The organism is Streptomyces luteolus (assembly GCF_029968015.1).
Classification (GTDB): Bacteria; Actinomycetota; Actinomycetes; order Streptomycetales; family Streptomycetaceae; genus Streptomyces; species Streptomyces luteolus.
In genome coordinates, this window is sequence record NZ_JASCIS010000036.1 from 62,396 (window position 1) to 83,729 (window position 21,334).

Here is a 21,334-nt window from a genome sequence, read left to right on the forward strand (position 1 = left end):
GATCCCCTTCAGGAGGCAGATCACCATGGCCAAGAACAAGAATCGCCAGCAGGCGGCCCAGCGGACGCAGTCGAGCCGCGGCCAGCAGCAGCCCTCGGAGCGCGGCGCGGAGCAGCAGGTCCAGTCCGAAGTGCGGAGCGACGCTCCGAGCCCTTCGAACCTGGCCGAGCGTGGCAAGCGGCAGAAGAAGTTCGGCCACAACTGACCCGGGCGGTACGCCACCTGACACTGGCGACGAAGGGCGCGTCCTTTTCAGGGCGCGCCCTTCGCGTACGTATCAATTCCCGCCGTGTGACCGGCAATTACGCGTCACTGACGCGCATGGCTATCCGGCCAGGCACTGCGGGCCGAGCAGCACCTTGAGGTCGCCGAAGAGCGCCGGATCGGGCTGCACGCGGTGCTTGTCGAGGCGGAGCACGGTGGTCTTGCGGGCGCCGACGAGCTTGATGCGCACCTCGGAGTTGCCCTTGTGGTGGCTGAGCACCTCGCCGAGGCGGCTGACCATCGGCGGGGTGACCTTGACCGTCGGGATGGTGATGAGGACGGGGGCGTTGGTGCCCGCGTGGGAGAGGTCCGGGACCTGCATCTCCATGGCGACCAGGCGCGGCACGTCCTCCCGCTTGTCGAGCCGTCCCTTGACGAACACCACGGCGTCCTCGACGAGTTGGGTCGACACCAGCTGGTATGTCGCCGGGAAGAACATGCACTCGATGGAGCCCGCGAGGTCCTCGACGGTGGCGATCGCCCACGCGTTGCCCTGCTTGGTCATCTTGCGCTGGAGGCCCGAGATGATGCCGCCGATGGTGACGATCGAGCCGTCCGAGTAGTCCCCGCCAGTGAGCTGCCCGATGCCCGCGTCCGCCTTGTCGGAAAGCACGTGCTCCAGGCCGAACAGCGGGTGGTCGGAGACGTACAGACCGAGCATCTCCCGTTCCTGCGCGAGGAGATACGTCTTGTCCCACTCGTCCTCGGAGAACTCCACGTCGAGCCCGAAGCCCGGCTCGTCGCCGCCCGCTTCGTCGCCCATCCCGCCGAAGAGGTCGAACTGACCCTCCGCTTCCTTGCGCTTGACCGCGACGACGTTGTCGATCATCGGTTCGTACTGCGCGGTGAGGCCCTTGCGGGTGTGGTGCATGGTGTCGAACGCGCCCGCCTTGATGAGCGATTCGGTGGTGCGCTTGTTGCAGGCGGTGGCCTCGACCTTGTCGAGGTAGTCGGGGAAGGAGCTGAACTTCCCCTTGGCCTTGCGGGAGCGGATGATCGACTCGACGACGTTGGTGCCGACGTTGCGGACCGCCTCAAGGCCGAAGAGGATCACGTCGTCCCCCTGGGCCGCGAAGTTGTGCACCGACTCGTTGACGTTCGGCGGGAGCACCTTGATGCCCATGCGGCGGCACTCGTTGAGGTAGACGGCCGACTTGTCCTTGTCGTCCTTGACCGAGGTGAGCAGCGCCGCCATGTACTCGGCGGGGTGGTTCGCCTTGAGGTACGCCGTCCAGTAGGTGACCAGGCCGTACGCGGAGGAATGCGCCTTGTTGAACGCGTATCCGGCGAAGGGGACCAGGACGTCCCACAGCGCCTGGATGGCTGCGTCGGAGAAGCCCTTCTTGCGGGCGCCGGCCTGGAAGAGGACGAAGTTCTTCTCCAGCTCCTCGGGCTTCTTCTTGCCCATCACGCGGCGGAGCACGTCGGCCTCGCCGAGCGAGTATCCGGCGATGATCTGGGCGGCCTTCTGCACCTGCTCCTGGTACACGATCAGGCCGTAGGTGAGACCCAGGGTCTCCTTCAGGGGCTCTTCGAGCTCCGGGTGGATCGGGGTGATCTCCTGGCGGCCGTTCTTCCGCTCCGCGTAGTTGATGTGCGAGTTCATGCCCATCGGGCCCGGCCGGTACAGGGCCGAGACGGCGGAAATGTCCTCGAAGTTGTCGGGCTGCATCTGGCGGAGCAGCGAACGCATCGGGCCGCCGTCGAACTGGAAGACGCCGAGGGTGTCACCGCGGCAGAGGAGTTCGAAGGTCTTCGGGTCGTCGAGCGGGAGGTTGAGCATCTCCAGGTCGACGCCCTTGTCGGCCCGCACCATCTTGACGGCGTCGTCCATGATGGTGAGGTTGCGCAGGCCCAGGAAGTCCATCTTGAGCAGGCCGAGCGACTCGCACTGCGGGTAGTCCCACTGCGTGATCGTCACGCCGTCGGTGTGCCGCGTCCAGAGCGGGGCGTGGTCGACGATCGGCTCGCTGGACATGATCACGCCGGCCGCGTGCACACCCATCTGCCGGACCAGGCCCTCCACACCCTTCGCGGTGTCGATGACCTTCTTGACGTCCGGCTCGTTCTCGTACATCCCCCGGATCTCGCCCGCCTCGCTGTAGCGCGGGTGCTTGGGGTCGGTGATGCCGGAGAGGTCGATGCCCTTGCCGAGGACGTCGGCGGGCATGGCCTTGGTGAGGCGGTCGCCCATCGCGTACGGATAACCGAGCACGCGCGCGGAGTCCTTGATGGCGTTCTTCGCCTTGATCTTTCCGTACGTGCCGATCATGGCGACCTTGTCGGAGCCGTACTTCTCCGTCACGTACCTGATCACCTCGACGCGCCTGCGCTCGTCGAAGTCGATGTCGACATCGGGCATGGAGATGCGCTCGGGGTTGAGGAACCGCTCGAAGATCAGGCCGTGCGTGATCGGGTCGAGGTCGGTGATGCCCATCGCGTACGCCACGATCGAGCCGGCCGCGGAGCCTCGGCCCGGGCCCACCGCGATGCCCTGGTTCTTCGCCCACATGATGAAGTCGGCGACGACCAGGAAGTATCCCGGGAAGCCCATCGAGATGATGGTGTCCATCTCGTACTCGGCCTGCTTCTGGCGGTCCTCGGGGACGCCGCCCGGATAGCGGCGCTCCATGCCGCGGCGGACCTCCTCCTGGAACCAGGTGACCTCCGTGAAGCCGTCCGGGATGTCGAACTTCGGCATCAGGTCGCGCTTCTCGAACATGCCCGTGGTGTCGATCTGCTCGGCCACCAGGAGCGTGTTGCGGCAGCCCTCCTGCCAGGCGTCCGACGAGTCGATCGCGTACATCTCGTCGGTCGTCTTCAGGTAGTAGCCCGTGCCGTCGAAGCGGAAGCGGTCCGGGTCGGAGAGGTTCTTGCCGGTCTGGATGCAGAGCAGGGCGTCGTGGGCCGTCGACTCGTGGGAGTACGTGTAGTGCGAGTCGTTGGTCACGAGCGGCGGGATGCCGAGCTTCTTGCCGATCTCCAGGAGGCCGTCACGCACCCGGCGCTCGATCTCGATGCCGTGGTCCATCAGCTCCAGGAAGTACCGGTCCTTGCCGAAGATGTCCTGGTACTCGGAGGCCGCCTTGAGCGCTTCGTCGAACTGGCCGAGGCGCAGCCGGGTCTGGAGCTCGCCGGAGGGGCAGCCGGTGGAGGCGATCAGGCCCTCCGACCACTGGGCGATGGTCTCCTTGTCCATGCGGGGCCACTTCTGCAGCCAGCCCTCGGCGTACGCGTCCGAGGAGAGCTTGAAGAGGTTGTGCAGGCCCGTGCTGTTCGACGCCCAGATCGTCTTGTGGGTGTAACCGCCCGAACCCGAGACGTCGTCCCGCTTCTGGTGCGGCTGGCCCCACTGGATCTTCCGCTTGTACTGCCGGGACTGGGGCGCGACGTACGCCTCGATGCCGATGATCGGGGTGACCCCGGCCTTCTTCGCGGAGTGGAAGAAGTCGTACGCACCGTGGAGGTTGCCGTGGTCCGTCATGGCGACATGGGTCATGCCCATCTCGTTGCAGGCGTTGAACATGTCCTTCAGCCGCGCCGCGCCGTCGAGCAGCGAGTACTGGGTGTGGACGTGCAGGTGCGTGAAGGGCGGCCTGGACGAGGCGGTCACGGTGGAAGACCTCCGGTGGAACTCACGGCGACGGGCGGGAAGACGCTCCCAGGGGGGACAGCGCTGAAGTCTACGTCCGGGGACTGACAACCCGCGGGCACTCACGAGTAGCTTCGTGCGTTGGAAGGGGCGGAACACCTGTCCCAAATGTCATGCACCAGGAGGCACCCAGCGATGTCGGTCCCCGAGCTCAGCGCCGAGCAGCGAGGCGAGCAGATCCTCGCCGTCTTCGACACCGCGTTCGGCGAGCTCCTCGCCGCGGATCCGGCCGCCTTCCGCGTGAAGTTCCGCAAGATGGCGGCCAGTGCCTTCGCCTTCTACCGCGGCACGGCGTGCCTCTTCTACCACGACCTGGAGCACATACCGGACGGCTCGTACCTGGACGAGCGCACCGGCAAGGTGTGGATCCACGGCGATCTGCACGCCGAGAACTTCGGCACGTACATGGACTCCCAGGGCCGCCTGATCTTCAACGTCAACGACTTCGACGAGGCGTACGTCGGCCCCTTCACCTGGGACCTGAAGCGGTTCGCCGCCTCCGTCGCGCTGATCGGGTACTCCAAGGCGCTCTCCGACGAGCAGATCACCGGCCTGGTGCGGACGTACGCGAGCGCCTACCGCGAGCGGATCCACGCGCTCGCGACGGGCGCGAAGGATGACGAGGTGCCGCCCTTCACCCTGGACACGGCCGAGGGGCCGCTGCTCGGCGCACTGCGCTCGGCCCGCTCGCTGACCCGGTTCGGGCTGCTCGACTCGATGACGGAGATCCGGGACTTCGAGCGCCGGTTCTCGGCGGGCGGCGGCGCCGTCGAGCTGGACGCCGCCACGCGGTACAAGGTCCTGGCCGCCTTCGACGGGTACCTGGAGACGCTGCCCGAGTCGTCCCTGTCCCGCCCCGACTCGTACCGCGTGAAGGACGTGGTGGGGCGGCGCGGGATCGGCATCGGCTCGGCGGGGCTGCCGTCGTACAACATCCTTCTGGAGGGCAATTCCGACGCCCTGGAGAACGACGTCGTGATCTATCTCAAGCAGGCGCAGACCCCGGCGGTCTCGCGGCACCTCACGGACCCGGCGGTCCGTGAGTACTTCCGGCACGAGGGCCACCGCACGGTGATCTCGCAGCGCGCCCTCCAGGCCCACGCCGACCCGTGGCTGGGCTGGACGGAGCTGGACGGCTCGGGCCAGCTGGTCGCCGAGGTGTCGCCGTACGCGGTGGACCTGGACTGGTCGGACATCGACGAAGCGGACGAGATCGCCGCCGTGATCGCCGACCTGGGGCGGGCCACGGCCACGATGCACGCGGCGGCGGACGACGAGAGCGGGCACTCCGAGCTGGTGCCGTTCTCCACGGAGCGGGCGATCGACGCGGCCATCGCGGGCGACGAGAACGGCTTCGGCGACCTCCTCGTGGAGTTCGCGCACGGGTACGGGGCGCGGGCCCGCCGGGACCACCAGATCTTCGTGGACCTGTTCCGCAACGGCCGGATCCCGGGCCTCTAGCCGTCGGCCAAGGCTTTCGCCCGGGGCTTTCACAGGAAACCTTGAAGGGGGGCTTACGCCGAGGCATGGCAGACTTTCGCGCCATGGACATATCCGGGTCGCAGCTTCGCGCGGCGCGGGCAGCGCTCTTCACGGCGGTCGTCGTGACGCTGTCCGCCGCCTCGCACGTGCTGCTGTCCGGGGTGCCGCTGCCGCTGACCACGGTCGTCGGGGTGAGCGCGGTCGTCTTCGCGCTCGCCTATCTGCTCGCCGGTCGCGAGCGCGGGTTCTGGCGGATCGCCGCCCTTCTGGTGCCCCTGGAGCTGGCCGCGGACACGGTGTTCACGGCCGGCCAGCATGTCTGTTACGGCGCGGCGGGCGGCCCGGTCGCCGGTCCGCTGCGCTCCTTCGGGTTCGACGTCCTGTGTGCCGGTGACGGGGTGGGCGCCACCCTGGCGCGGGCCGCGGGCGGCGGACAGCACCAGGCCGCCGGACTGCTCGCCTCCCCCGATCCGGCCGCGGCCTGGCTGCTGCTCGCCGCGCACGTCGGCGTGGGGCTCGTCGCCGCGGCCTGGCTGCGGCGCGGCGAGAGCGCCCTGGCGCAGCTCCTGCGCGCGGCCGCGTCGCTCGCCTTCCGGCCACTGCTGGTCGCGGTGGCCACCGTCGCCGTACGCATCGAACCGGTGCGGCGGGCCCGTACGTGGGCGCATCAGATCCGTATCCCGCGCGCGTGGCTCGTCGCGCACTCCGTGAACCGGCGTGGACCGCCGTGCCAGGCCCCTGTTCTCGCCTGAGCACGAGCACCAGCACCCACACCAGCTGGACCACCCCACACCACGTCACGTACGGAGAAGATCATGAGCAAGCGCAACAGCCAGGCGGCGAAGACGGCGGCCCGCGAGCGGCTGCGGGCCGAGCGGGAGCGGCAGGCCAAGAAGGACAAGGTCCGCCGGCAGGTGATCGTCGGCGTGAGCATCGTCGGCGTCCTGGCCGTGGCCGGCGGCGTCGGCTGGGCCGTGATGCAGGCGAGCAAGCCCTCGGCGTGGGAGGCCGCCAAGACGGCGAAGGTCGTCGCGCCCGCCAACACCTCGGGCAAGAACGGCACTACGGTCGTGATCGGCGAGGACAGCGCGAAGAAGACCCTGGAGCTGTACGAGGACCCGCGCTGCCCGATCTGCGCCACGTTCGAGCAGGGCGTGGGCAAAACGATCGAGAAGGACGTCGAGGACGGCAAGTACAAGGTCAAGTTCGTCGGTGCTTCGTTCCTCGACGGCGACAGCCTCGACGAGGGGAAGATCGGCAACCGCGGCGAGGGCTCGAAGAACGCCCTGAGCGCGCTCGGCGCCGCCCTGAACGTCAGCCCCGAGGCCTTCCTCCAGTTCAAGTCGGCGCTCTACTCCGCCGAGCACCACCCGGAGGAGTCGGACGACAAGTTCAAGGACGACTCGGCGCTGATCGAGATCGCGAACGACGTCCCGGAGCTGAAGGGCAACGCGAAGTTCGAGAAGGCGGTCGAGGACGGCACCTACGACCGGTGGGCCCTGGAGATGTCGGAGACGTTCCAGAAGAGCGGTGTGCAGGGCACGCCGACGCTGAAGATGGACGGCAAGAAGCTGGAGGCGAAGTTCCCCGACGGCCAGAAGGGGACGCCGATGACGGCCGAGCAGTTCACGAAGACGATCGACGCGGCGCTGAAGGGCTGAGTCTCCGGACCTTCTGAACGAGCGGGGAAAGAGCGGGCGAACTTTCGGAGTTCGTCCGCTCTTTGCTCATACCGGTCAGTAATCTGACCGTTCGTGACCAGTAGACTCCCCCGCCAGACCAGCAGCCGGACCACCGGCCAGACCACCGGCCAGACCACCGGCCCTTCGGCCTCAACTCCCAAGCGCCGCACGGTCGTCAAGGCGGCTGCCGCCACCGCGGTCGTCGTCCCCCTCGCGGCCGCCCCGCTCGCGCACGCCGCCGAGAACGGCCCCGCCTTCCTGCACGGCGTCGCGTCCGGCGATCCGCTGCCCGACGGGGTCCTGCTCTGGACCCGCGTGACGCCCACCCCGCAGGCCCTGCCCGGCTCGGGCAACGGGCCCGACACGGCGGTGCGTTGGGAGATATCCGAGGACCGGGACTTCAGCCGGATCGCGGGGAGCGGGTCCGTCACCGCGCGCGCGGCGTCCGACCACACGGTGAAGGCCGACGTAAGGGGTCTGCGCCCGGCGACCGACTATTACTTCCGCTTCAGCGCGGGCAGTGCGGCCTCCTCCGAGGACTCCCCCATCGGCTCCCCCACCGGCTCCCCCGCCGTCTCCCCCATCGGCCGCACCCGCACCACCCCCGCGCACGAGGCCACGGCTCCCCACGTCCGCTTCGGCGTGGTCTCCTGCGCCAACTGGGAGGCCGGCTGGTTCTCCGCGTACCGCCATCTCGCCGACCGCCCCGACCTGGACGCGGTCCTCCACCTCGGCGACTACCTCTACGAGTACGCCTCCGGCGGCTACCCCGTCGACGATGACGTGCTGCGGCAGCACGAGCCGAAGCACGAGATCCTCTCGCTCGCCGACTACCGCACCCGGCACGGCACCTACAAGACCGACCCCGACCTCCAGGCGCTGCACGCCCGCCACCCCGTCATCGCGATCTGGGACGACCACGAGATCGCCAACGACACCTGGTCGGGCGGCGCCGAGAACCACACGCCGGGCGCCGAGGGCGACTGGTCGGCACGCCAAGCCGCCGCCAAGCAGGCCTACTTCGAGTGGATGCCGGTCCGACCCGCCACCGAGGGCACCGTCTACCGCCGCGTCCGCTACGGCAAGCTGGCCGATCTGCACCTGCTCGACCTGCGCTCCTTCCGCTCCCAGCAGACGACGGTCGGCAACGGCGACGTGGACGACCCCGAGCGCACCCTCACCGGCCGCGCCCAGCTCGACTGGCTCAAGCAGGGGCTCGCCGCCTCGCAGGCGCGGTGGAAGCTGGTCGGCACCTCGGTGATGATCTCGCCGGTGGCCTTCGGCTCCGTACCGGCCCATCTCCTCGGCCCGGTCGCTGAGTTGCTCGGGCTGCCGAAGGAGGGGCTCGCGGTCAACGTCGACCAGTGGGACGGCTACACCGACGACCGCAGGGAGCTGCTCGCCCACCTCACGGACCGGGGCATCCGCGACACCGTCTTCCTCACCGGTGACATCCATATGGCCTGGGCCAACGACGTGCCGGTGAAGGCCGCCACGTACCCGCTGCCGCAGAGCGCCGCCACCGAGTTCGTCGTCACCTCGGTGACCTCGGACAACCTGGACGACATCCTGAAGGTCGCCCCGCAGACCGTGTCCCTCGTCGCGGCCGGCGCGGTCAAGGCCGCCAACCGGCACGTGAAGTGGCTCGACATGGACTCGCACGGCTACGGCGTCCTGGACGTCACCGCGGAGCGCTCGCAGATGGACTACTACGCGCTGTCCGACAAGGCCGACCCGCGGGCCACCTCGTCCTGGCTCCGCTCGTACCGCACACTTTCGGGCACACAGCGGGTGGAGCGGGCGCAGCAGCCCGTACGCTGACCCGCATGAACGGGGACGGGGACGCGGCCCGCAGCAGAGTGGTCGACGGGCGCTTCGAGCTGATCGAGCGGCTCGGCAGCGGAGGCATGGGCACGGTGTGGCGGGCGCGCGACACGGCGCTGCACCGCGAGGTGGCCCTGAAGGAGGTCCGCTCCCCCGACCCGGCCCTGTCCCCGGACGCGGACCGGGTGCTGCGCGAGCGGGTGCTGCGCGAGGCCCGCGCGCTCGCCCGGCTCAGCCATCCGCACGTGGTGACGATCCACCACATCGTGGACGCGGCGGCGGACGGCCACCCGTGGCTCGTCATGGAGCTGCTGCCCGGCCACACCCTCCAGGACCGGCTCGCCCAGGGCCCGTTGGGTCCGCGGGAGGCCGCCCGCCTAGGCCGCCAGGTCCTCTCCGCGCTGCGCGCCGCGCACGCCGCCGGCATCCAGCACCGGGACGTGAAGCCCGCCAACGTGATGCTGCGGGCGGACGGCAGTGCGGTGCTCACGGACTTCGGCATCGCCGCCCTCCAGGGCACCTCAGCCCTGACCGCCACGGGCGACCTGATCGGCTCCCCCGAGTACATCGCCCCGGAACGCATCCGCGGCACCGACGACGACCCCGCCTCCGACCTCTGGTCCCTCGGCCTCGTCCTGTACGTCGCGGTGGAGGGCGTGAGTCCGATGCGCCGGGCCACCACGCTCGCCACCCTGGCCGCGGTCCTTGACGAGCCCGTGCCGCCGCCGGTCCGCTCGGGCCCGCTGGCGCCGGTCCTGTCCGCCCTGCTCGTACGGGACCCGGCGGCGCGGCCCGACGCCGTCCGGCTGGACGCGATGCTGGCGCGGGCCGAGTCCGGCGAGCCGCCGCTCTGGTCGGCACAGCCGACCCGGACCTCGTACGCGCCGACGCCTCCCCCGCCGCCCACGGCCCTGGACAGCCCGCGCCCGGCGGCGCCCGGTCATCCCGGGCCGGGTCCGTATGCCCCCGTGCCTGCGCAGGCGCCCACCCGGCGGCAACAGCCCTCGGGCCGCTCCCGTACGCCCGTGATCGTGACGGTGATCGCGGTGGCCGTCGCGCTGGTCGTCGGCGCCGGTGCGCTGTTCGCGCTGCGCGGCGGCGGTGGCGGTGGCGGTGGCGGTGGCGGTGAACGGACCGAGGGCGGCGGAGGCCCGAAGCCCACCCGTACCTCCGGATCCGGCCCCTCCCAGTCCGCAGGCCCCGGCCCCTCCAAGTCCCCCGGCCGCGGGGCCGGTCCGGACCGCGGCAAGGAACCGGCGCCGACACGCAAGCCCAGCCGGACGCAGCAGCCTCCGGCCGCCGGCAGCTGGGTCGCCCAGCTCTTCTCGGAGCCGGTATCCACAGGTACGGCGGCCCGCGACAAGCGCCTGGCGAACATCCGCAAGACCGTGCCCGGGGCCCGCTACGTCCGCAGCGACAACTACGCGTCCCTCAAGCCGGGTTACTGGGTGATCTACGCGCCGGGCCCGTTCGCCGACGGCCGGGCCGCGCTCAACCACTGCGCGACCCTCGGCCGGAACAGCCCGAACACCTGCGTCGGCCGGTACCTGAGCCACGACCGCGCGGACTTCCCGCTGCAGTGCCGCCCACCGTCCGCGAACCCGACGGGCCGCTGCACGCGCCCGTGACCGTGACCGTGACAGCTACAGGGACTCGATGAACCCGAGCGCCACCCGCCACGTCTGCTCGGCCGCCTCCGCGTCGAAGTCCGGCAGGTCCGGGTCCGTGTAGAGGTGCCCCGCGCCCGCGTACCGGAAGACCTCGACGTCCGCCCCGGCCCGCCGCATCCGCAGGTACCACGCGTTCAGCCAGTCGTGCGGCTCGAACGGGTCCGGGTCGGCGACGTGCAGCTGCACCGGCAGGTCGTCCACCGACGCCTCGTCCGCGATGTCCGACGTGCCGTGCAGCAGAAGCAGCCCGCGGGCCTTCTCGTCGGCGAGCGCGAGGTTCTGCGCGAGGGAGCCGCCGAGCGAGAACCCGGCGTACACGAGGCCGCGCTCCGAGTACGGCGCGGAGGCGACGACGGCGCGGCGGAGCAGCTCGTCCGAGCCGATCTCCTCCTTGATCTTCATTCCCTCCTCGACGGTGTCGGCGGTCCGCCCGTCGTAGAGGTCGGGCACGTGCACCTCGTGCCCGGCGGCGCGCAGCCGGTCGGCCGCCGCGTGCACGGCCGGGCGCAGGCCCTGCGCCGAGTGGAAAAGCATGATGTTCATGCGGCCATCGTGCCAGGCGCCGTTACCCTCGGGCGCATGGAGAACGTACTGCGTCCGCTGATCGTCCTCGGTGGCACGGTCGTCCTCACGCTGATCGTGGGCTGGCTGGTCGACCGCCTGCTGCGACGCATCGACGCCCGCCACCCCGAGACGCCGCTCTGGGGCCTGCTCCGCCGCTGCCGCCTGCCCCTCCAACTCGTCCTCGCCACCGCCCTGTTGGGCGCCTCGCACGACCAGTCGGGGCTGCTCCACGACCACCGGGCCGGGATCGCGCACCTTCTCGCGCTTGCCCTGATCGCGTCGTCCGCCTGGCTGGTGGTGCGGATCGCGGTGGCGATCGTCGACGCCTCGTACGCGCGGTACGCGGCCGCGCACCGCGATCCGGCCCGGGTGCGTCGGGTCCGTACACAAGTCACGCTGATCCAGCGCGTGGTGACGGCCGTGGTCGCCGTGGTCGCGGTCGCGGTGATGCTGCTGACCTTCCCCGCGATGCGCACGGCGGGCGCCTCGCTGCTCGCCTCGGCCGGGGTGCTCGGCATCGTCGCGGGAATCGCCGCCCAGTCCACGCTCGGCAACCTCTTCGCCGGTCTGCAGATCGCGTTCGGCGACATGGTGCGGCTCGGCGACACCGTGGTCGTGGACGGCGAGTGGGGCACGATCGACGAGATCACCCTCACGTTCCTGACCGTCCGCACCTGGGACGAGCGCCGGATCACCATGCCCGTCTCGTACTTCACGTCGAAGCCGTTCGAGAACTGGTCGCGCGGCGGCTCCCAGATGACCGGCACGGTCTTCTTCCACCTCGACCACCGGGCGCCGGTGCCGGAGATGCGGGAGAAGCTGCACGACATCGTGCGCGAGTGCCCGGCCTGGGACGGCCGCGACTGGGGCATCGCGGTCACGGACACGACGCCGTCCACGATGCAGGTCCGCGCCCTGGTCACGGCGAAGGACGCGGACGACATCTGGACGATACGGGTCACGGTCCGCGAGCAGATGATCCGCTGGCTCACCGAACACCACCCGTACGCCCTGCCCCACATCGCGACGACCTCGGCACCCCTGCCACCGCCACCGGCGAAGCACGTCGACGAACCGGCGCCGCGGACGGGCCGGGGGTAAGGGGCGAGCCGGCCGATCAGACGTTTCGGGGGGTAATCCAGCCCGTCCGGCGCTTGAGGACGAGGCCGCAGGCCGAAGCGGGGTCCGGGGCGGCAGCCCTGGAACCGAGCCCCGGACGACAGCGACCGTTCTCAGCGCAGGCTGCGTACGTCCAGGTGCCGCAGGACCCGGTCCACGATCTCCGGATCGGACCCGGGCTCGTTCCGCGCGGCCAGCACCTCGTGCCGCGCCGCGCTCATCATCTCCCCCTGGATCCGCCGCACCCGCTTCACCCACTCGGTGCGCTTGACGTACGCGGCCCTGCGGTCGTCGTCGACCATGTCGGGGCTGATCCTGGCGCCGATGTCGTAGGCGCGGCGGGCCAGTTGCTCGGCGAACTCGTCCGGCAGCGCCTCGACCTCCTGGATCTCCTTGAGCCGCCGCTTCGCCGCCTTCGCCGCGCGGACCGCGAGCTCCTTCTCGAAGGCCTCCTCGGCCTCGGCATCCGCTTCGACCCCGAGTCTCCGTACGAGCCAGGGCAGCGTGAGCCCCTGCAGGACGAGGGTCGCCATGATGACGCCGAACGCGATGAAGATGATCTCTTCGCGTACGGGGAAGGCCGCCCCGTCGTCCGTCGTGAGCGGGATGGCGAGCGCGAGCGCCACGGACGCCACCCCCCGCATCCCCGACCACCACATGACGACGGTCTCGCGCCAACTGACCGGAATCTCCTCGTCGTAGTCCCGCTTGTGGTGCAGCCGCTTGGCGATCCAGGTCGCGGGCAGCAGCCAGAGGAGGCGTACGAAGACGACGACCGCCGTGACGGCCGCGGCCCAGCCGAGGAGTTCGCCCCAGCGGCCGGACGCGGTCCTGATGGCGTTGTGCAGTTCGAGGCCGATCAGGCCGAAGGCGATCCCGGTGACGAGGGTGTCGACGACCTCCCAGAACGTCCGCCCCGCGATCCGTCCCATCACATCGTCGGCGTCGACCGCGTACTCCGCCAGGAACAGCGCGGTGACCAGGACCGCGAGCACGCCGGAGCCCTTCAGCTCCTCGGCGAGCACATACGCGACGAACGGGACGAGGAGGGTCAGGCCGACCTGGAGCGTGGCGTCGCCGAGGAAGCCCATCAGCTTGTTGGCGGCCCAGCCGATGGCGAGGCCGACGGCGAGCGCGACGACCGCGGAGAGCAGGAAGTCGAGCGCGGCCTCCGGCAGCGAGAAGGAGCCGCTGACGGCCGCGGCGATCGCCACGTGGTACAGCACGATCGCGGTCACGTCGTTGAAGAGGCCCTCGCCCTCCAGGATCGACACCAGGCGTCTGGGCAGCCCGAGTTGACCGGCGACCGCGGTGGCGGCGACCGGGTCGGGCGGCGCCACGAGCGCCCCCAGCGCGACGGCCGCGGCGAGCGGAAGCCCCGGCACGACGGCGTGGGCGACCACCGCGACGGCGGCCGTGGTGACGAAGACCAGCGCGACCGCGAGCAGCAGGATCGGCCGGAGGTTGGCGGTGAACTGGCGCCAGGAGGTGCGCTGCACGGAGGCGTAGAGCAGCGGCGGCAGGACCAGCGGAAGAATGAACTCGGGTGGAATCTCGACGTTCGGCACGAACGGCAGCAGCGCGAGCACGATCCCGGCGACCGTCATGAGGACCGGCGCGGGCACCCCGAGCCGCTCACCGAGCGGAACACTCAGAACGGCCCCGAGGAGCAGGACGAACAGCAGGGCCAACTGGTCCACTTCGGGGGCCTCCACAGAGGTGCGCGATCGGCCCCCGCACCCTCGGGACGGCACGCGGGCGCGCCCCCGAAGATCGGGAACGCGCCCTCAAGCCTGCCACGCATATCCGGAAAACCGGTCATGTCCCCGCTGCTCAGGGCACCACGCCCCCCGGGACCGCCCTACAGCTTCCGCCGCATCGCCCGGTGCACGATCCCCGCGTCCAGGAACTCCCCGCCGTACGCCGCGTATCCGAGCCGTTCGTAGAAGGCGAGCGCACGCGTCTGCGCGTGCAGGTCGACCTCCGCCAGGCCGAGCGAAGCGGCCGTCTCCTCGATGCCCCGCACCAGCGCTGCCCCCACGCCGAGCCCGCGCGCGGCCGACGTGACGGCGACCCGGCCGAGCGAGCCGACGGCCGGGTCGACGCCGGTCCTCTCCGCGGCCGCCGCGCCGTGCAGCAGCCGCGCGGTGCCGAGCGCCGCCCCGTCGTCCCCGATGGCCAGCACATGCACGGCGACCTTGTCGTGCGCGTCGTACTCCAGGTTCACCGGTACGCCCTGCTCGCGTACGAAGACCTCGTGGCGCACCGTCAGACAGGCCGCACGGTCGGCCGCGGACTCGGCGACCCGGACCGCGTACGACCGCGTGGTCACGCGCTCTCCGCCCGGACCCGGTCGAGGGCCGTCTGCAGGTCCTCCGGGTAGCCGCTCTCGAACTCGACCCAGCGGCCGTCCCCGGGGTGCTCGAAGCCGAGCCGCACCGCGTGCAGCCACTGCCGGGTGATCCCGAGCCGCTTGGCGAGCGTCGGGTCCGCGCCGTACGTCAGGTCGCCGACGCAGGGGTGCCGGTGGGCCGACATGTGCACGCGGATCTGGTGCGTGCGCCCGGTCTCCAGCTTGATGTCGAGCAGCGAGGCCGCGCGGAACGCCTCGACCAGGTCGTAGTGCGTCACCGAGGGCTTGCCCTCGGCGGTCACCGCCCACTTGTAGTCGTGGTTCGGGTGCCGGCCGATGGGGGCGTCGATGGTGCCGCTCATCGGGTCGGGGTGGCCCTGCACGAGCGCGTGGTAGCGCTTGTCCGGCACGCGCTCCTTGAACTGCCGCTTCAGCGAGGTGTACGCACGCTCCGACTTGGCCACGGCCATCAGGCCCGACGTACCGACGTCGAGCCGGTGCACGATGCCCTGGCGCTCGGCGGCGCCGGAGGTCGAGATCCGGTACCCGGCGGCGGCCAGGCCACCGATCACGGTGGTGCCGGTCCAGCCGGGGCTGGGGTGCGCAGCGACCCCGACCGGCTTCATGATCACGACGATGTCCTCGTCGTCGTGCACGATCTCCATGCCTTCGACGGGCTCCGCGACGATCTGCACGGGCGGCGCCGCCTGCGGCATCTCCACCTCGAGCCAGGCCCCGCCGTGCACACGCTCGGACTTGCCGACGACGCTGCCGTCGACCTGCACCTTTCCGGCTGCGGCCAGCTCGGCGGCCTTCGTACGGGAAAAGCCGAACATGCGGGAGATGGCGGCGTCTACGCGCTCGCCCTCCAGGCCGTCGGGCACGGGCAGGGTGCGGATCTCGGGAATCGTGCTCACCCGTCGAGTATGCCGGACCGGTACGACAGCCCCGTACGAGAGCCCTTGCGCGGGGCCCGGGGCACCGGGGAGCTCAGTCCTTGTGGACGGTGCCGTCCGGGTCGAGGCCGCGGAAGGAGAGGATCACGATCAGGATGCCGCCGCACACGATCGCCGAGTCGGCGAGGTTGAACACCGCGAACCCCTTCGGCGCGATGAAGTCGACCACCGCGCCCTCGAAGACCCCCGGCGCCCGGAAGATCCGGTCGGTGAGGTTGCCGAGCGCACCGCCGAGCAGCAGGCCGAGCGCGATCGCCCACGGCACGCTGTAGAGCTTGCGGGCGAGGCGGGCGATCACGACGATCACGGTGGCCGCGATAATCGTGAAGATCACGGTGAAGGCCTCACCGATCCCGAAGGCGGCACCCGCGTTCCGGATGGCCTGCAGCTTCAGCCAGTCGCCGATCAGCTCGATCGGCTCGTGGTGCTCCAGCTCGGCCACCACGATCAACTTGCTGATCAGGTCGAGGGCGTACGCCACGGCGGCGACGGCGAACAGCATCGCGATCTTCCGGCGCCCCTTGGGCTGCTCCGGCTCGACGGCCGACTCACGGTCGCCCGGCTCCTGGTCGCGGCCCTCCGGGGACGGGGTGCCGTCCGTGCCGTCCGTGCCGTCCGTGCGCTCCGGCTCCGCACCCGCCCCGGCGTCCTCGCTGTCCGGCGTACCGATGATGCGCTCCGCCTCTGCCACGTGAGTCCCTCAACCCTAGATTCCGACTGAGGACGAGGGTACGGCACACCCTTGCGGCGACCGCGTGTCAGGAGCGCCGTTCCTGCTTCTGCTTGCACTCCACGCACAGGGTCGCGCGCGGGAAGGCCTGCATCCGCGCCTTCCCGATGGGCTGCCCGCAGTTCTCGCACAGCCCGTACGTCCCCGCGTCGAGCCGCTCCAGGGCCCGCTCGGTCTGCTCCAGCATCTCCCGCGCGTTCGCCGCCAGGGCCAGCTCGTGCTCGCGCGTGATGTTCTTCGTCCCGGTGTCCGCCTGGTCGTCACCGGCCCCGTCCCCGGAGTCCCGCATCAGGCCCTGCAGCGACTCCTCGGACGCGACGATCTCGGTCCGCAGCCGGCCCGCCGCCTCGGCCAGCATGGTGCGCGCCTCGGCCACCTCCTCGCCGGTCCACGGGTCCTCGCCGGGCCGTACGGCGAGTTCGCCCGGCTCGGCCGCCACCACGCGCGCCTTCGGTACGGAAGGGGCCGACCGCTGTGCCGGCGTCGCCCTGGTCTTCTTCGCAGCCACCGACTTGGCTCCCGTCTGCTTCGCGGCGTGCGCCGCCTCCTCGACCGCCTGCTCCCCGGCGGCGGCCTTCTTGGTCGCGCCCTTCTTCGCCGTGCTCTTCCCGGTCTTCTGCTCAGCTTCGGGCTTCCTCGTCGCGGCCTTCTTAGTGGCCGTTTTCTTGGCCGCCGCCTTCTTTGTGGTGGCCCTTTTCGCTGCCCTCTGCTTCGCCGTCCCCGACTCGGCAGCCGTGCCCGCTTCGACCTTCTTCGCGGTCCTCGCTGCCGCGGTCGTCGCTGCCGCGGTCTTCTTCTCGGCCTTGGCCGTCGTGGACTTCTTCGCCGTCTTCTTCGCGGTCTTCTTCGCGGTCTTCTTCGCCGTCTTCTTCGCGGTCGTCCTCGCCGCCTTCTCCGTCTGCTCCGACCCGGCCGACGGCTCCGATGCCGGCTCCGATACGGCGGTCTGTTTCGCCACCATGGCCGCGGCCCCTTCACATTTTGTGATCTCGCTCGCGAATCGTGCTGGGACGATAAATCGACTCCAGGCCCGCGGCAACGGGGCACGCCGCCCGATTCGGCCGCCCCACGAGTGCGTCGGGACCGGCATGCATCCGTTGTGCCCAGCTCTTCGCCGGGTAATCCGCCACGACCTTCGGGCCGGGATCCGGACACCGAGCGTGTCCCCATTCGGGTCAGCCCCACGCCCGCACCGGCACCGTCCGCCCGCCTCATCCTGGACCGTATTCAACCGGACTTTCAGGCATAAAATGAGACAAAACCTAGGAAGGTGCACCATGCGCAAGACAGCCGACTGCCGTGACTTCCCCAGCGAGACCAAATGCACCCTCACCATCTCCGGCGAGGAAGAAGAAGTGGTCAGCGCCGCCAGCGAGCACGCCGTGTCCGTCCACGGTCACACCGACAGCCTCGACCTGCGGAAGATGGTCCGCGACTCCCTCAAGGACGTCATCCCCGAACACGCCTGACCCGGCGCCCTCGCCACGGCCCCACCGCCCGTACGAATTCCGGTCGGCCCACCGCCCCTGTGCCCCGTACACTGGGCACAGCGAAAAGGCATGGATGGGGACGAGTAGCGCCCGTACGCAGCCAGGAGCGACCCGGGGACGGTGAGAGCCCGGGGGCCGGCGCGAGCGTGAAGATCACCCCGGAGCCGCCGGAAGAAAGCCGCAGCGGCCGAGCGAATCGGCAGCGGCGGTGAGTAGACCCGGCCGCGACCCCAATGAGGGGGCCCATCGGCGCACAACCCGAGCCGGCGGGCCAAGGAGGGTGGTACCGCGGGAGCCCGCGCCGCACACGGCGCAGGCCGGCTCTCGTCCCTCCGACGGAAACAGTGTCCGCCGGAGGAAGCTCGTTGAATACGCAGCCGCAGTACCGCCAGGTGCCCGCCCAGGTCGACCTGCCCGCCCTCGAGCACGCCGTGCTCCAGTTCTGGGACGAGCAGAAGATCTTCGCCAAGACCCTGGAGCAGTCCGAGGGCCGCCCCGAGTGGGTCTTCTACGAGGGCCCGCCCACCGCCAACGGAATGCCCGGCGCCCACCACATCGAGGCCCGCGTCTTCAAGGACGTCTTCCCGCGCTTCCGCACCATGCGCGGGTACCACGTCGCGCGCAAGGCCGGCTGGGACTGCCACGGGCTGCCCGTCGAGCTCGCCGTCGAGAAGGAGCTCGGCTTCAACGGCAAGAAGGACATCGAGGCGTACGGCATCGCCGAGTTCAACGCCAAGTGCCGCGCGTCCGTGACCCGGCACACCGACGCCTTCGCCGACCTCACGACCCGCATGGGCTACTGGGTCGACCTCGACGACGCGTACCGCACGATGAACCCCGAGTACATCGAGTCGGTCTGGTGGTCCCTGAAGCAGATCTTCGACAAGGACCTGCTCGTCCAGGACCACCGCGTCGCCCCCTGGTGCCCCCGCTGCGGCACCGGCCTCTCCGACCACGAGTTGGCGCAGGGGTACGAGACGGTCGTCGACCCCTCGGTCTACGTCCGCTTCCCGCTCACCGGCGGCCCCCTCGCCGGCCAGGCCGCGCTCCTGGTGTGGACGACCACCCCCTGGACCCTCGTCTCCAACACCGCCGTCGCCGCGCACCCCGACGTCCGGTACGTGGTGGCCACCGACGGCACCGAGCGGCTCGTCGTCGCCGAGCCGCTCGTCGAGAAGGCGCTCGGCGAGGGCTGGGAGACCACCGGCGAGTCCTTCACCGGCGCCGAGATGGAGCGCTGGACCTACCAACGCCCGTTCGAGCTGGTGGAGTTCCCGAGCGCCAGCGAGGGAACCGACAAGCACAGCCCGGCTCCGGCGCACTATGTCGTCAACGCCGAGTACGTCACGACCGAGGACGGCACGGGTCTGGTCCACCAGTCCCCCGCCTTCGGTGAGGACGACCTCAAGGTCTGCCGCGCGTACGGCCTGCCGGTCGTGAACCCCGTCCTGCCCGACGGCACGTTCGAGCCCGAAGTCCCGCTCGTGGGCGGAGAGTTCTTCAAGAAGGCCGACGAAAAGCTGACCGCCGACCTCGACACGCGCGGCCTGCTCTTCCGCCACACCCCGTACGAGCACAGCTACCCGCACTGCTGGCGCTGCCACACGGCGCTGCTCTACTACGCGCAGCCGTCCTGGTACATCCGCACGACGGCCGTCAAGGACCGCCTGCTCGAAGAGAACGAGAAGACCAACTGGTTCCCGGACTCGGTCAAGCACGGCCGCTTCGGCGACTGGCTGAACAACAACATCGACTGGGCCCTGTCCCGCAACCGCTACTGGGGCACCCCGCTGCCGATCTGGCGCTGCGAGGAGGGCCACCTCACCTGCGTCGGCTCCCGCGCGGAGCTGTCCGAGCTGACGGGCACGGACCAGTCGGGCCTCGACCCGCACCGCCCGTTCATCGACGACGTCACGTTCACGTGCACTCACGACGGTTGTACGCAGACAGCCGCGCGTGTGCCGGAAGTCATCGACGCCTGGTACGACTCGGGCTCGATGCCGTTCGCGCAGTGGGGCTACCCGTACAAGAACAAGGAGCTCTTCGAGAGCCGCTACCCGGCGCAGTTCATCTCGGAGGCCATCGACCAGACCCGCGGCTGGTTCTACACGCTGATGGCCGTCGGCACGCTCGTCTTCGACAAGTCGTCGTACGAGAACGTGGTCTGCCTCGGCCACATCCTCGCCGAGGACGGCCGCAAGATGTCCAAGCACCTGGGCAACATCCTGGAGCCCATCCCGCTCATGGACCAGCACGGCGCCGACGCGGTGCGCTGGTTCATGGCCGCGGGCGGCTCCCCGTGGGCGGCCCGCCGCGTCGGCCACGGCACGATCCAGGAGGTCGTCCGCAAGACCCTCCTCACGTACTGGAACACGGTCGCCTTCCAGGCGCTGTACGCCCGTACGTCGAAGTGGGCCCCGTCGGCCGCGGACCCGGCCCCGGCCGAGCGCCCGCTCCTGGACCGCTGGCTGCTCAGCGAGCTGAACACCCTGGTCGCCCAGTCCACGGACGCCCTGGAGTCGTACGACACCCAGCGCGCCGGCAAGCTCCTGTCGGCCTTCGTCGACAACCTCTCCAACTGGTACGTGCGCCGCTCCCGCCGCCGCTTCTGGCAGGGCGACAAGGCCGCGCTGCGCACGCTGCACGAGGTCGTCGAGACGGTCACGCGTCTGATGGCCCCGCTCACGCCGTTCATCACCGAGCGGGTCTGGCAGGACCTGGTGGTGCCGGTGACTCCGGACGCCCCGGAGTCCGTGCACCTGGCGACGTGGCCGGAGGCCGACAACTCCCTTGTGGACCCGGTGCTTTCGCAGCAGATGGCGCTCGTACGGCGGCTCGTCGAGCTGGGCCGTGCCACCCGCGCCGAGTCCGGGGTGAAGACGCGGCAGCCGCTGTCCCGCGCCCTGGTCGCGGCCACCGGCTTCGACGCGCTCGGCGAGGAGCTCCGCGCCCAGATCACCGAGGAGCTGAACGTCACGTCCCTCGCCTCGCTCGCCGAGGTCGGCGGCTCCCTGGTCGACACCACGGCCAAGGCCAACTTCCGCGCCCTGGGCAAGCGGTTCGGCAAGGGCGTGCAGGCCGTGGCCAAGGCCGTCGCCGACGCCGACGCGGCCGCGCTCTCCCTCGCCCTGCGCGACGGTTCGGCGACCGTGCAGGTCGACGGCGAGACGGTCACCCTCACCCCCGACGAGGTCTTCATCACGGAGACCCCGCGCGAGGGCTGGTCCGTCGCCTCCGAGGCCGGTGCCACGGTCGCGCTCGACCTGGAGCTCACCGAGGAGCTGCGCCGCGCGGGCCTCGCCCGTGACGCGATCCGCCTGATCCAGGAGGCCCGCAAGAACAGCGGCCTGGACGTCGCGGACCGGATCGCGGTGCGCTGGTCGGCCACGTCCGGCGACACCACGGACGCCCTCACCGAGCACTCCGCCCTCATCGCGGACGAGGTCCTCGCCCTGGACTTCGCCGAGGGCGAGGCCGACGAGACGTACGGCGCGCCCTTCACCGACGAGGGCCTGGGCCTGACGTTCCGCCTCCGCAAGACCGAGGCG

At 70.5% G+C, this 21,334-nt stretch carries 16 protein-coding genes; 9 read left to right on the forward strand and 7 right to left on the reverse strand.

All coding sequences use genetic code 11. The annotated features are described in order from the left end of the window. Nucleotides 1-25 precede the first annotated feature (25 nt). A complete protein-coding gene (locus tag QIT00_RS28410) occupies nt 26-205 on the forward strand; it encodes a hypothetical protein (RefSeq protein WP_282538270.1) in 180 nt (59 codons plus the stop codon). A 120-nt stretch (nt 206-325) separates the two neighbouring features. Here the strand turns inward: QIT00_RS28410 and dnaE are convergent, their stop codons facing one another. Further along, complete coding sequence (dnaE, locus tag QIT00_RS28415) at nt 326-3,877, reverse strand: DNA polymerase III subunit alpha (protein ID WP_282538271.1); 3,552 nt, start codon at nt 3,875-3,877, stop codon at nt 326-328. A gap of 174 nt (nt 3,878-4,051) precedes the next feature. Here dnaE and QIT00_RS28420 point away from each other — a divergent pair, with 174 nt between their 5' ends. The 5 genes from QIT00_RS28420 to QIT00_RS28440 all read left to right on the forward strand — a co-directional run bounded on the left by QIT00_RS28420 (nt 4,052) and on the right by QIT00_RS28440 (nt 10,532). Beyond that, nucleotides 4,052-5,377 (forward strand): DUF2252 domain-containing protein, encoded by a 1,326-nt coding sequence (locus QIT00_RS28420; RefSeq protein WP_282538272.1) that lies wholly within the window; start codon nt 4,052-4,054, stop codon nt 5,375-5,377. An 83-nt stretch (nt 5,378-5,460) separates the two neighbouring features. After that, nucleotides 5,461-6,150, forward strand: a complete 690-nt coding sequence (locus tag QIT00_RS28425; RefSeq protein WP_282538273.1) for a hypothetical protein — start codon at nt 5,461-5,463, stop codon at nt 6,148-6,150. A gap of 63 nt (nt 6,151-6,213) precedes the next feature. Next, on the forward strand, nt 6,214-7,059 hold the full coding sequence (locus QIT00_RS28430; RefSeq protein ID WP_282538274.1) for a DsbA family protein: 846 nt from the start codon (nt 6,214-6,216) through the stop codon (nt 7,057-7,059). 93 nt (nt 7,060-7,152) lie between these two features. Continuing rightward, nucleotides 7,153-8,901 (forward strand): alkaline phosphatase D family protein, encoded by a 1,749-nt coding sequence (locus QIT00_RS28435; protein WP_282538275.1) that lies wholly within the window; start codon nt 7,153-7,155, stop codon nt 8,899-8,901. 5 nt (nt 8,902-8,906) lie between these two features. Then, nucleotides 8,907-10,532: a serine/threonine-protein kinase gene (locus QIT00_RS28440; protein WP_282538276.1), complete on the forward strand. Its 1,626-nt coding sequence runs from the start codon at nt 8,907-8,909 to the stop codon at nt 10,530-10,532. Nucleotides 10,533-10,547: 15 nt separating this feature from the next. Here QIT00_RS28440 and QIT00_RS28445 read toward each other — a convergent pair whose 3' ends face one another. Then, on the reverse strand, nt 10,548-11,117 hold the full coding sequence (locus QIT00_RS28445) for a dienelactone hydrolase family protein (RefSeq protein WP_282538277.1): 570 nt from the start codon (nt 11,115-11,117) through the stop codon (nt 10,548-10,550). 36 nt (nt 11,118-11,153) lie between these two features. Between QIT00_RS28445 and QIT00_RS28450 the strand changes: the two genes are divergently transcribed. After that, nucleotides 11,154-12,239 (forward strand): mechanosensitive ion channel family protein, encoded by a 1,086-nt coding sequence (locus tag QIT00_RS28450; protein ID WP_282538278.1) that lies wholly within the window; start codon nt 11,154-11,156, stop codon nt 12,237-12,239. A 131-nt stretch (nt 12,240-12,370) separates the two neighbouring features. Here the strand turns inward: QIT00_RS28450 and QIT00_RS28455 are convergent, their stop codons facing one another. The 5 genes from QIT00_RS28455 to QIT00_RS28475 all read right to left on the reverse strand — a co-directional run bounded on the left by QIT00_RS28455 (nt 12,371) and on the right by QIT00_RS28475 (nt 17,257). After that, nucleotides 12,371-13,957 carry a Na+/H+ antiporter gene (locus QIT00_RS28455; protein WP_282538279.1) on the reverse strand — a complete coding sequence of 529 codons (1,587 nt, stop codon included), beginning with the start codon at nt 13,955-13,957 and terminating at the stop codon, nt 12,371-12,373. Nucleotides 13,958-14,118: 161 nt separating this feature from the next. Continuing rightward, nucleotides 14,119-14,589, reverse strand: coding sequence for a GNAT family N-acetyltransferase (locus QIT00_RS28460; RefSeq protein WP_282538280.1), 471 nt, complete (start codon nt 14,587-14,589; stop codon nt 14,119-14,121). After that, on the reverse strand, nt 14,586-15,527 hold the full coding sequence (locus QIT00_RS28465; protein WP_282538281.1) for an RluA family pseudouridine synthase: 942 nt from the start codon (nt 15,525-15,527) through the stop codon (nt 14,586-14,588). Before QIT00_RS28465 ends, QIT00_RS28460 begins: the two co-directional genes overlap by 4 nt. Before the next feature lie 73 nt (nt 15,528-15,600). Then, nucleotides 15,601-16,257, reverse strand: coding sequence for a signal peptidase II (lspA, locus tag QIT00_RS28470; RefSeq protein ID WP_282538282.1), 657 nt, complete (start codon nt 16,255-16,257; stop codon nt 15,601-15,603). 67 nt (nt 16,258-16,324) lie between these two features. Next, nucleotides 16,325-17,257, reverse strand: coding sequence for a TraR/DksA family transcriptional regulator (locus tag QIT00_RS28475; protein WP_282538283.1), 933 nt, complete (start codon nt 17,255-17,257; stop codon nt 16,325-16,327). A 316-nt stretch (nt 17,258-17,573) separates the two neighbouring features. Here QIT00_RS28475 and QIT00_RS28480 point away from each other — a divergent pair, with 316 nt between their 5' ends. Together QIT00_RS28480 and ileS are read left to right on the forward strand one after the other, a co-directional pair. Continuing rightward, nucleotides 17,574-17,765, forward strand: a complete 192-nt coding sequence (locus QIT00_RS28480) for a DUF1059 domain-containing protein (RefSeq protein ID WP_282538284.1) — start codon at nt 17,574-17,576, stop codon at nt 17,763-17,765. A gap of 386 nt (nt 17,766-18,151) precedes the next feature. Beyond that, the coding region (ileS, locus tag QIT00_RS28485) for an isoleucine--tRNA ligase (RefSeq protein ID WP_282538285.1) at nt 18,152-21,334 on the forward strand (3,183 nt) is incomplete at its 3' end.